The following is an 11,652-nucleotide window of genomic DNA, read 5'->3' on the forward strand; positions in this document are numbered from 1 at the left end:
CAATATCGAAGACAACTGAACCAGAAGTAATATGAAAAAAGAAGCAGTAACCACCTGGTTTCTGGAAATGACCTCGCAGGATGAATGGCTCCATAAACCCGTCACCCATCCAGATTTTGTCATCCGGGAGTGTCAGGTAAAGCAGTTTCAATTCAACCGATTTCTCTAAATAACAAATTTCACCAGCCAGTGGCTCAACAACGTGATAATCACAATACCCGCAAGGTTCAACACCATACCACTGCGCACCATGTGTCGAATAGGCAACATGCCTGACCCATAGACTATGGCATTGGGCGGTGTCGCCACAGGCAACATAAAGGCACAACTGGCAGCAATAGCGGCAGGGATGGCAAGAATAGCCGGGTCCACTCCCTGTGACATGGCCAGGGCTCCCAAAGGAGGAAGAAAGGCGGCAGTGGTTGCTGTATTACTGGTGACCTCGGTCAGAAAAATAATAATAGTGACAACCAACGCGATGGCCATCAAAGGAGGCATATCCCCAAGGATGTTTAATGATCCGGCAATCCACTCTGCCAGCCCTGTTGTTCGAATCATTGATGCCAGGCTCAGGCCACCACCAAACAATAACAACACATCCCAGGGAAGACGGTGCATCTCCTTCCAGCTCATCAGAAACTCAGGCTTGTTCCAGCGGACGGGCAGGATAAACAATAGAACGGTGGCCACCAGGGCAATCATGGTATCGGAAAGTGCCAGTGCTGGCATCATTGCCCCCAGCCAGGGCCGCAGAACCCAGGCAAGAGCCGTAAGAAGAAAGATCGCGGTGACTGCTTTTTCTGCACCGCTCATTGCACCGTTCTTTTTTTGCTGCGCCTTAATGGACTCTCTTACCCCATGGTTTTCTTCCCCGCCCAGACGGTAGCCAAAATACCCCAGCCAGATGCCGGTAATAGCCAGCAGAATGATCGATGCAGGCAGGCCAATGAGCAGCCAGTGAACAAAACCAATCTGGATACCGTACTGCTCCTGAAGAAAAGCCACCAGTAATGCATTAGGCGGCGAACCGATCAGGGTGCCAAAACCACCGATTGAAGCCCCGTAAGCAATGGCCAGCAACAAAGCGACAGGAAAGCCATGACTCATCTTCCCCTGGTGACGAATCATGGAGATAACTGATAAACCGATGGGCATCATCATAATCGTGGTTGCCGTATTGGAAACCCACATACTGATCAGGGCTGTGGCAATGATAAAACCAAGCACCAGTCGCTTCTCCCCTGTGCCCGTAATCAACATGATTCTCAGGGCTATACGGCTGTGCAGGTTCCAGCGCTCCATGGCAAGGCCAAGCACAAAACCGCCCATAAACAGGAATATTACTGGATGTGCATAGGGAACAGCTGCTTTATCAATGGTGGCCAGACCAAGCATTGGCGACAACACCAGGGGGAGCAGTGCGGTAATCGCCGTCGGGAGAATTTCGACCGACCAGAACACTGCCATCATCATGGTAAGGCCAGCACAGTGCCAGGCCATCTCATTCATCCCGGCCGGGGGGTCAACCAGTAATGTGAATAGCTGCAATACAACGCCAATCAGAAGTCCTGTGAGCCAGAAGAGCGGCTTCCCTTCCTGAGTACTTTCCTGCTGTGCAGACTCTGGAAGCAATTCCGGAGAACCTGATTTCATGATTCGCTCCATTGCATTTGATAAAATTTATAGTCAATTCAACCGTCAATCAGTTAATAGCACCGCTTAGGCCCATCAAACAGCAAGGCTTATGATGAGCTGCGGTAATGATTCACCGTCATTAAGGGTAGACTCTGTTATAATCATTTACCTATTCTGTACCATGGCACACGCCAAGAGCCTGATTTGACTGCACCTATTCTTACCCCCACAGCGTCTACCCGCTTTACCAATCTCTCCCTGCCCGATGCCCTGCTGCAAAACCTCGATACTCTGGGATACCGGGAAATGACCCCCATTCAGCAGAACAGCCTGCCAGAAATTCTGGAAGGCCACGATGTCATTGCCAAAGCCAAAACCGGCAGTGGCAAAACGGCGGCCTTTGCCATTGGCCTGATTGTCAAATTGAAACAGCGGGATTTTGGCTGCCAGGCACTGGTTCTCTGCCCGACCCGGGAACTGGCAACCCAGGTTGCCCAGGAAATCCGGCGTCTGGCGCGCTATCAGCAAAATATCAAGGTTGTTACCCTTTGTGGTGGCCAGCCTATTGGTCCACAGATCGGTTCACTGGAGCATGGTGCCCATGTGGTTGTCGGAACCCCCGGGAGAATCCAGGATCACTTGCGGAAAAAGACCTTATTGAACGATCGGGTCAATACGCTGGTGCTTGATGAAGCCGATCGCATGCTGGATATGGGCTTTATTGATGCCATTGAAAACATCATCGGCCATTTACCAGAACAGCGACAGACTCTCCTCTTTTCAGCCACTTACCCAAGCGGTATCCGGGCATTAAGCGAACGTTTCCAGCATCAGCCGGTTACCGTTACCGTTGAGAGCACCCATAGCCATGAACATATTGAGCAGCGCTTCTATCACGCCGAAAACGCCGACAAACCCGCCATGCTGATCAAGCTGTTGCAACACTACCAGCCTGAGTCCAGCGTAATTTTCTGCAACACCCGGCAAATCTGCAAAGAGGTCGGCACTGAACTCTACGAAGCGGGCTACAAACCGGTAGTGCTGCATGGCGATATGGATCAGAAAGAGCGTGACCAGATGCTGGTACGATTCGCCAATCAGAGCGCCAACCTGTTGATTGCTACCGATGTCGCAGCCCGGGGATTGGATATAGAAAACCTTGCCGCAGTGATCAATTACGATCTGAGCCGGGACCCGGAAGTACATGTTCACCGGGTTGGCCGCACCGGGCGGGCGGGTAAAAAAGGTCTGGCACTGAGCCTGCATACCCGGCAGGAGCAGTACAAGCTGGATAATATCAGCGATGACCTCAAGGCCCCCCTGGTCTTTGGTGACCCGAAAACACTCTCCGGAAACCAACAGCCAGCCCCGGCCCCCATGGTTACCCTGGCCATTGATGGTGGCCGAAAGCATAAAGTCCGCCCTGGCGACATCCTCGGAGCGCTGACCGGAGATGCCGGGATTCCCGCAGACCAGGTCGGCAAGATCAATATTTTTGACTTTACCGCCTATGTGGCGGTCAAACGGGAAAATGCCCGATCTGCACTGAAAAAACTGGAAGCAGGAAAGATTAAGGGCAGAAAATTCAAGGTTCGGCGTTTGTAGTCTTCATTAGCCAATCGTCTCCCGGTGCATGGTTTCAATGAGTTTGACGTGTAAAGTCTCCGTTCACCCTGAGCGTCCTTCGACTCCGCTCAGGATGCACGGAAGAAGGGTGGTTGGTACGATCTATCAGAGTCCGGAGTTTCCGCCTTTAGGCCCTATGGTTCCTTCGACAGCCTCAGGACGACTGGAGTGCGGAGGCACGACAACCGTCAAACTCATTGAAATCATTCAATAGCCCCCTCCTCTGAAAGCCTGATTGGAACTAAATCAGGCTTCTCTTGTCCAAAAGAGGTAAGACACTGACTATTTAATCCAGCACAAGGAGGTAATTGAAATGACTACTCAGATTACACCACCACCCATTTCTGCACAGGGCTTCGGCACTGGTTCGGAGCCAACCCGGTTCGAGCCCCACCCTGAGTACAATCGACCCGCATTTAATGGACATGGTGCCAAATTACAACCACCACACCAGTCGTATTTTGCTCAGCCGAAACGCCAACCTGTACCACCACCTTCGGCTCAACCACCGCGCTTACCTGATAACGTAAAGAGTGTGAATCCTGACATTTCCGTCAATGGCTCCCCTGCCGCAACTCAACCTCCCAAGACTGAAGATCCCGGAAAAATGGCTGAAGCGTTGCAGGCGCTGGGCGATGAGGAACTGCTCAATCGGGGTAAAAACCAACTGGAACAAGCTGAAAAGGCCTATACCGCCTTTGGCGAAATGAACATTGCCCTTAAGGCTCGGGATACCCTTGAAATCTTTGCCGCTTGCGCCAATGGTCTCAAAGGCCCTGGTAGTGTAGGCTGGTATAAAAATTCGCAAGAGATGATTACTGCCTTAAAAAATATTGAGCTGCCCCCCGGCGCGCCAAAAGACCTGACCGTTACCATCACCTTCCCACCACCCAACCATCAGGCCATCTCCCTGATTCCGGTAGGTGCTGGTCTCGAACAAAAAGCGCCTATAGAGATCTACCGTTGTTACGTCCACGCGCTTGGTGCCATGAAAAATCAGGCCCGGGAACTTAATGCAGACCAGGGGCTTGCACAAGCTCAGGCAAAGCTGAATGATCTGCTTGAAACGCTGAAGGCTATCCAGAAAGAAATTAATAAAAGAAAGGAGAAGGGCAAGCTTCCTGTCAGAGCTGCCGATGTTCAGTTTGAAGCCCGATATTATTCCCATGTGGATAAGGGGATCACGATCAGTCGACTGGCAAATGGCGAGGAATTCCCATTCCATGATGCCGCCATTCAGGGCAAAGGCAAGGTTCCCACCCCAGCGCCACAACCCGAAGAAGCTCCGGCTCCAACGCCAGCCCCTGAAGAAGACTGAGCACATCATTCGATAATCTCCGTCCACCCTCGTTCCCCTGCTCTGCCCGGGAACGAGGCATGAAGGCAGCCCCATAAATAACTGTTATTTCATAGGCCATCATTTGCCAAACAGCGCCTTATGGTGTTTGATCAGTGTTTTCATAGTACTGTCATGCTTCCTGCTGTTGCCTGATTCAGCCGATTCACTGGCCTTGTTCAACAGGGTCAGACGAATCGTTCTCTCTGAGGCACCGTTTTCCAAACCAAGAAAAGCGAGCGCTTTTTTCTGCTGTGCAGTGGGTTTGGCCAGAAAACGTCCACTATCCTGAGCCTCGGTGGCAATGTATTTTCTGGCCGTCTTGGCAATATCTTTTGAAACTTTCAGATTACCTGCATTTTTTTGCAACTTGTCAAAGGCATTTTCAATAACACTGGCTTCGTTATAGGTACTCGAAACACCCAGCGTTTTCTTGTCCCTGGCCCTCTCCTCTTTTGGTATGGCGTCTGTTGATTTGGCATTCCTGGTGGCGTTTATCTGACCAGCAACGACAGACTTCACACCACTCACATCAACAGGCTTGTTTACTATGCCCGTTGCTGGCCTCGGGGCAGGTGAAGAGGGAGCAGGTGTGGTACTTGCCGGGGCCGAAGCAGCCCGCAGGCTCTCTTTCCGACGCCTGGCGATCTCGCCGATATTAGCCGTTGATTGACGGACGACCTCAGCCCTCTCCATCGGGGCTGACTCTTTCGCTACATCCGTGGCAAAGTCGGGCTCGGGACTCAGCGTCTGTGTTTTCCCCAGATCACCTTCATCATCAGAGAAGTAATCAGAATCGCTTACCGAGTCCTGAGGTTCTGGGCTCTCAGCGGTAAATTCAGCTTCATCTGGAGTAATAGCCTGAGCCACGTCACTATCATCTGATCGCTGCATCACGCTTTCTGACTGTTCAGAGTCATCAATATCAGTGACTTCATCAGGCTCACTGAAACCTTCATCGACCAGTGTTTCCTCAGTCAACTCCGCTTCGGTCTGGGGCGACTCAGTATCAACATCTATCTGGTCATCGCCAACCGTGGTTGTATCACTGTCGATGTCACTCTCATCTGATCGCTGCATCACGCTTTCTGACCGTTCAGAGTCATCAATACCTGTGACTTCATCAGGCTCAGTGAAACCTTCATCGACCAGTGTTTCCTCGGTCAACTCCGCTTCGGTCTGGGGCGACTCAGTATCAACATCTATCTGGTCATCGCCAACCGTGGTTGTATCACTGTCGATTGGCGCACTATCTCCAGACCTTTCACTTGCACTGACATCTATCCCCTGATTTTCGTCTGGCGCGGTACTATCATCGCCGGAGACTTCTGGCTCCGGATTTTCGTTTAATGCGGTACTATCATCGGAGACTTCTGGCTGCGAATTTTCGTCTAGTGAGATACCATCATCAAAGACCTCTGGCTCCGGATTTTCGTTTAATACGGTACTATCGCCGGAGACCTCTGGCTCAGGATTTTCGTTTAATGCGGTACTATCACCGGGGACCTTTGGCTCAGCAAACAACTTTTCGATGCCATCAAGCTCACTGTAATCTTCCTCCTGATTGTCGTCTAATGCGGTACTATCACCGGAGACCTCTGGCTCAGCAAACAACTCTTCGATGCCATCAAGCTCACTGTAATCCTCCTCAACTGATGTTTGCTCAGTCGATTTTGCTTTGGTCTCGATCGTTTGAGTATCATCCTCGTTCTCAATTGACTGAGTATTATCTTCATTCTCTATCGACTGAGTATCAGCTTCAGTCTCAATCGGCTGAGGATCAACTTCGTTTCTGATCGACCCAGCATCAACATCACTTTCAGCGACAACTCCATCAAGCCCACTGTCACCATCCCCGGCTGATGTTGTCTCTGTCGATTCCTCTTCTGTCTTGAGCGACTCGGCATCACTTTGATCGACTTTACCGGCGGATAAACCACTGTCTAATGCTGCATTGTTGGCGGAGTCCCCTGGCTCAGCAAACAACTTTGCGATGCCATCAAGCTCACTATCATCCTCCTCAACTGATGTTTTCTCAGCCAATTTTGCTTTGGTCTCAATCGTTTGAGTATCATCTTCGTTCTCAATTGACTGAGTATTATCTTCATTCTCGATCGGCTGAGTATCAGCTTCAGTCTCAACCGGCTGAGTATCAGCTTCAGTCTCAATCGGCTGAGGATCAACTTCGTTCCTGATCGACCCAGCATCAACATCACTTTCAGCGACAACTCCATCAAGCCCACTGCCACCATCCCCGGCTGATGTTGTCTCTGTCGATTCCTCTTCTGTCTTGAGCGACTCGGCATCACTTTGATCGACTTTACCGGCGGATAAACCACTGTCTAATGCTGCATTGTTGGCGGAGTCCCCTGGCTCAGCAAACAACTTTGCGATGCCATCAAGCTCACTATCATCCTCCTCGACTGATGTTTTCTCAGCCAATTTTGCTTTGGTCTCGATCGTTTGAGTATCATCCTCGTTCTCAATTAACTGAGTATTATCTTCATTCTCGATCGACTGAGTATCAGCTTCAGTCTCAATCGGCTGAGGATCAACTTCGCTCCTGATCGGCTCAGCATCACTTTCAGCGACTCCACCAAGCCCACTATCAATATCCCCGGCTGATGTCGTCTCTGTCGATTCCACTTCTGTCTTCAACGACTCAACATCACTTTCCGCGACGCCACCAAGCCCACTGTCGCCATCCCCGGCTAATGTTGTCTCTGTCCATTCCTCTTCTGTCTTGAGCGACTCGGTATCACTTTGATCGACTTCACCGGTGGCTAAACCACTGTCTAATACTGCTTGGTTGGCGGAGTCCACTGGCTCAGCAAACAACCCGGCAACGCCATCAAGCTCATTGTAATCCTCACCGGTACCGCCGGTTTGCTGAGTAGCATCGGGCTGTGGACTGGTGTCTATTGCAGAGTCTGTTTGCCCGGAAGGACCCTGCATGATGCCGGGGATCAGCGAAGTGTCTCCTATAACAGGATTATCAAACGTCACTGCTACTGCGATATCTTCCGGGGGGGCTGTATCACCTCCGGCATCCGCAGAGTTGATGGCAATATCCTGATCAGCCGGGCTTGTATCAGTCAGACCCTGCGCTGTTGTTTCAGGCCTTACAGAGCTGTCATTGTCCGGCCCCACCTCAGGCTCGGTTTGAGAAGGCTGGTTCGTTGTGGCTGTATGCACTGGCCCTGCCAGAGAACTTCCCATTGTTTGTTGTTGAGCTATCGGACCACCATCAATGTGCGTGGCACTGACAGAACCGTCCTCAACTCTGGCCCGCACATTGATGGTCAGCAGACATTGTCTGTTCTCAAGTCTGGCCAAGTCATTAATACCCGAGGACTCATCTCCGATTTGTTGATCGATGTCAGAGACTTGCTGTTTCAGATTAGCGATTTCCCGGTCAGTGCTGGCCTGATCAAATGATGCGAAGTTTTCCTTGTTATGCTTGTCAAGAATCTCTATGGCTTTCTCCATCAGCTCGCCCAGGTTGGTCTGATTTTCCAACTCTTCCCCCGGGGGGATCAGGCTCAACTTTTCGCCACTTTTAAGGGTAATTTTGACCTTCAGGGCGGGCGGGAAATTTGTCTTTTGAAGTGCCTCAAGAGCCCCCTCCGGGCTATCGTTCTGAGCCTTTTTCAATTCAGCTACTGACTTTTTCAAACCACTCAGAGAGGCCGTTACCGCCTTTTTTTCACTACTTTTCTTAAGCAGTCCGTCGGCCTGTTTGAGCAGCTGGCCTTGCGTTTCCTTCAGTTCTGCCTGGCCAGGTTTATCCAGCTGATCACCCTTAACAGAGGGCAGCGATTGATCAGTAGCCTGTTGGATATTCCTGTCACTGAGCGCTTTATCACCGATGGCATTCCCCGTATGGTCAAAACTGTCTACCCCCGATTGGCTCACTTGTGGTTGCACATCCTGCATGACTTCAGCCTGATGAGTCGCAAATTTGCCCACAGTCGTTTGAGACGATGGCAGTGGCACCGAAGCATGTTGGGCTGAGCTGGGGTCAATGGCACCAGAAGGGATGCTGCAAAGTGGGTATCTCAGGAAATTGTGCATGATTCATAACTGGTCAGAAGTATTGCCATTGCTATCGGCAGCAGTCAGGAATTAGCAAACCATCAGCCAAATGAGCGTAGTACTTATTCCAGCATACCCAGCCCAATGCCGGATCCTGGCTTAGGGTACCCAATAGTTCATCATATTCCTCCGGACACCCCAGCTGCTCGTAAAGCACATAGCTTGACGCAAGACCAAAGCAACAGCCTTTACTGAAATTATAAAGTCTTGCCTTATCCGAACCATCAAACCGGGTTGATAGTGACATCAGGCTCTTAAGCAAAAACGGATATCTGATCACACTGAACCCGATCAGTCGGCGGGAGTGGCTCTGTTTTCATAGGCCTTCCTGACACAACATGACCGATCGCAAAATGTCGCTTCATTCATCCGAGTGGTCACTGGTTGCTGGCCGCGATGGTTCCATCAGGATGCGATCACGAACTGACTTGTCCAGGCCTTGCAGCGCAGAGATAGAGGATGCCCAGAGTTTATTGGCAACCCCGCCCAGCACCCAGGCATAAAACACCTGGGCCGCCAATACCGAAGGGGTCTGTTTGACCATGATTTTCTGGAAAATATCTTTATGGGACAAACCCAGGGCCCGGGCGTTTGCGTGGGTTTTCAGAAAATTATTCAGCACCCCGACAACTCCGCCCAGACTTGTCTGGATAACCGTCATTTGTGCCAGGGATATCTCTCCGGCCTGATGACGGGCAATCAGATGGCGATCATTGCGGTCCAGACTAAACATCAGGAAAGTACTGAGAAAATTGCTGGCACTGCCACGCACAGGGTGTGCCAGCAACCCTTGCAGGAAGTGTTGAGGCCCTACCGCTGATGTATTCTGCCGGACCTGTCGGTAGACCTGCATGGAGGTCATGGGCTGACTGGCGCAGGTCATCATGGCCGACGAGGCCGCATCCACCAGCAGGTTTAACTTTTCCTGTGGCTGTTTTGTTGAAGGAATATCTGTTTCATTGATGTTCGCCAGCCTGCTGATGGCCTGTTCACTGGCCAAACGGGCGGTGTCAGCGATGAGATAACGAATGCCGGTGCGGCCCAGGGCAGGCAGCCACCCCCGTGACGAAAACATAAGGTGCAGCTCAGGCCGTTTTCCATCGTATTGTGACTGCATCAATGGCCTGGCCAGGGAGGTGGTTATTGGCGTATTCATCAAGGCAGGTAATAACATGCTGTTGCCTGCCAAGGCCGTCAGTGTGGTCAGCCGGTATCCCCAGGACAAGACCTGAACCTGCTTTTCTGCCGGTTGAACGTCTGCTTTTTTTGGGTGCTCCGCAGGGGCTGACGATGAAGAGGTCGCAGACGGTGAAACAGGCATATTTTGACCTCCGGACAGGATATTTACGTTATAGTTGGGTTTCCGGCTGATGTCATGAAATTAACCTACTATTCTGATTACTCATTTATTGTTTCACCGGAACAACAACGAAATAAAAAACCATGCTTGCATCTGCACAATACTTTCAACCTCCGGGCATAATGCCTTCATTATTGCCTGCACCTGATAACCAGGCTGACAATTCAACAATTAAACCGATAACAGCCGAAACACACACTCAATATGACTGGGCAAAAACACTCTCAAAGTCCATTTTCCAAAGATTTATTAAACATGCACAGGCCGCACGATTTATTTCCATGGACTTATTACAATGGGAGTCATTAAAAGAAATCAGTACAATTTTAACCATCTGGGATACTCTGAAAAAACACATTCCCTACAGCCCTGATGATAAATTGATCGTTTTAGATGTGGGTGCGGGTCCAAAACCAAAACTGGGGGCATGGATAGCTTTAAATACTGACTGGCCAGTGCTGTCCATTGACCCGGTATTACAAACACCAAAATCAGTACTGCCTGACAATCTGACGCTGATCGCCAAGCCTGTCGAAGAGGTTAATCTATCGGAAAAATATGATCTGTCAGAATATCATGTGGTTGTTTTAATGATGCATGCTCATGTTTCAACGGAGCAGGCATGCCTGCCAGTCAAGACTTGCAAACGGCTCTCATTGATTACCATTCCATGCTGCGGGTTTACTTCCAGACAGAACAGCATTCATAACGTCCCCTTTGATTTTGAATTTGAAGCCAGAGATATGTCACCCACCCGTGGCACTGTGCGGGTATGGCGTTTCAAATCCTTTCCTATCATTCCGACTCGACCATTGCAGAAAGATAAATGTATTGGCATTGAAGAGGTGAATGAAGTCCATCCGCTATACGCAGAAAAAAATGTTCAGCATATTAAAGTGGATACTGCCAATATATATTCTGAGTATGACGACACTATTGAACATATTGATCATTTTATCAATCACTGGCAAATGTCACTACGTTCTTCCCGACATCTAATGTCTGAAGATGTATTTAGCAACCCCTGGTTATTCAGGAAAAACAATATGATTAGCTGGTTATCCCGAGCCATTCATATTGAGGGGATTGCAAAAGAAATATTGCCTGATAAATACGCTGATAGAAAGACTCAGGAGAGTGTATCAGTCGTTATTGTCGAAGCAGGAAGAACCCCCCGTTTTGGCGCATGGCTGTCCGGCAAACTGAAGAAAAAAATGATATCTATCTGCAAGCCCTCTGATAGCAAGCAACTTTCACCTCACTGGAAGGTGGGTGTTAATCTTGAAACATGCAGCCTTGAAGATCTGGATATTGAGAAAAAAAACTATGTAGTTATCGTTGTCAGCGATGAGTTTACACCGGACGGGATTGCGCCTCTGTTTCATCAGGCAAATCGACTATCAATGATTTTTAATACCAGCTACCCATGCCATCGTCGTGGACAAATCAAACCAGATGAAAGCCGACTGATCTGGAATGTCATATCGCCACTCAGAAGGTTTCATATCTGGCACTCAGTGCCTTTATCAGGCAGAACCTGAAGCGCTCCCGGTATTGGAACTATTCCCTTTTCGAGTGGTCATATATTGCACAATAATTC

The 11,652-nt window shown here is 49.9% G+C and carries 8 protein-coding genes; 4 read left to right on the plus strand and 4 right to left on the minus strand.

The annotated features are described in order from the left end of the window. Nucleotides 1–31: 31 nt before the first annotated feature. On the plus strand, nucleotides 32–169 hold the full coding sequence (locus ACO6UY_RS08225; RefSeq protein WP_422460535.1) for a hypothetical protein: 138 nt from the start codon (nucleotides 32–34) through the stop codon (nucleotides 167–169). Here ACO6UY_RS08225 and ACO6UY_RS08230 read toward each other — a convergent pair. Continuing rightward, nucleotides 166–1,653, minus strand: coding sequence for an SLC13 family permease (locus tag ACO6UY_RS08230; RefSeq protein WP_422489589.1), 1,488 nt, complete (start codon nucleotides 1,651–1,653; stop codon nucleotides 166–168). The genes ACO6UY_RS08225 and ACO6UY_RS08230 overlap by 4 nt on opposite strands. A gap of 186 nt (nucleotides 1,654–1,839) precedes the next feature. On the opposite strand from ACO6UY_RS08230, the gene dbpA reads away from it, so the two are divergent. Continuing rightward, a complete protein-coding gene (dbpA, locus tag ACO6UY_RS08235; protein ID WP_422489591.1) occupies nucleotides 1,840–3,240 on the plus strand; it encodes an ATP-dependent RNA helicase DbpA in 1,401 nt (466 codons plus the stop codon). A 334-nt stretch (nucleotides 3,241–3,574) separates the two neighbouring features. Then, nucleotides 3,575–4,579 carry a hypothetical protein gene (locus ACO6UY_RS08240; RefSeq protein WP_422460529.1) on the plus strand — a complete coding sequence of 335 codons (1,005 nt, stop codon included), beginning with the start codon at nucleotides 3,575–3,577 and terminating at the stop codon, nucleotides 4,577–4,579. 99 nt (nucleotides 4,580–4,678) lie between these two features. On the opposite strand, the gene ACO6UY_RS08245 is transcribed toward ACO6UY_RS08240, so the two are convergent. The 3 genes from ACO6UY_RS08245 to ACO6UY_RS08255 all read right to left on the minus strand — a co-directional run bounded on the left by ACO6UY_RS08245 (nucleotide 4,679) and on the right by ACO6UY_RS08255 (nucleotide 10,013). Beyond that, nucleotides 4,679–8,671: a hypothetical protein gene (locus tag ACO6UY_RS08245; protein ID WP_422489593.1), complete on the minus strand. Its 3,993-nt coding sequence runs from the start codon at nucleotides 8,669–8,671 to the stop codon at nucleotides 4,679–4,681. 31 nt (nucleotides 8,672–8,702) lie between these two features. Continuing rightward, nucleotides 8,703–8,939, minus strand: a complete 237-nt coding sequence (locus ACO6UY_RS08250) for a hypothetical protein (RefSeq protein ID WP_422447217.1) — start codon at nucleotides 8,937–8,939, stop codon at nucleotides 8,703–8,705. A 114-nt stretch (nucleotides 8,940–9,053) separates the two neighbouring features. Further along, complete coding sequence (locus tag ACO6UY_RS08255) at nucleotides 9,054–10,013, minus strand: hypothetical protein (protein ID WP_422447219.1); 960 nt, start codon at nucleotides 10,011–10,013, stop codon at nucleotides 9,054–9,056. 122 nt (nucleotides 10,014–10,135) lie between these two features. Here ACO6UY_RS08255 and ACO6UY_RS08260 point away from each other — a divergent pair, with 122 nt between their 5' ends. Then, on the plus strand, nucleotides 10,136–11,593 hold the full coding sequence (locus ACO6UY_RS08260) for a hypothetical protein (RefSeq protein ID WP_422489595.1): 1,458 nt from the start codon (nucleotides 10,136–10,138) through the stop codon (nucleotides 11,591–11,593). Nucleotides 11,594–11,652: the final 59 nt, after the last annotated feature.

The organism is Endozoicomonas sp. ALE010, assembly GCF_049310165.1.
Lineage (GTDB): Bacteria > Pseudomonadota > Gammaproteobacteria > Pseudomonadales > Endozoicomonadaceae > Endozoicomonas.

What these genes read in the sequence shown, in the direction of transcription:
- ACO6UY_RS08225 (WP_422460535.1), top strand. Translation starts at nt 32, where the DNA reads ATGAAAAAAGAAGCAGTAACCACCTGGTTTCTGGAAATGACCTCGCAG.
- ACO6UY_RS08230 (WP_422489589.1), bottom strand. Translation starts at nt 1,653, where the DNA reads ATGAAATCAGGTTCTCCGGAATTGCTTCCAGAGTCTGCACAGCAGGAA.
- ACO6UY_RS08240 (WP_422460529.1), top strand. Translation starts at nt 3,575, where the DNA reads ATGACTACTCAGATTACACCACCACCCATTTCTGCACAGGGCTTCGGC.
- ACO6UY_RS08245 (WP_422489593.1), bottom strand. Translation starts at nt 8,671, where the DNA reads ATGCACAATTTCCTGAGATACCCACTTTGCAGCATCCCTTCTGGTGCC.
- ACO6UY_RS08250 (WP_422447217.1), bottom strand. Translation starts at nt 8,939, where the DNA reads ATGTCACTATCAACCCGGTTTGATGGTTCGGATAAGGCAAGACTTTAT.
- ACO6UY_RS08255 (WP_422447219.1), bottom strand. Translation starts at nt 10,013, where the DNA reads ATGCCTGTTTCACCGTCTGCGACCTCTTCATCGTCAGCCCCTGCGGAG.
- ACO6UY_RS08260 (WP_422489595.1), top strand. Translation starts at nt 10,136, where the DNA reads ATGCTTGCATCTGCACAATACTTTCAACCTCCGGGCATAATGCCTTCA.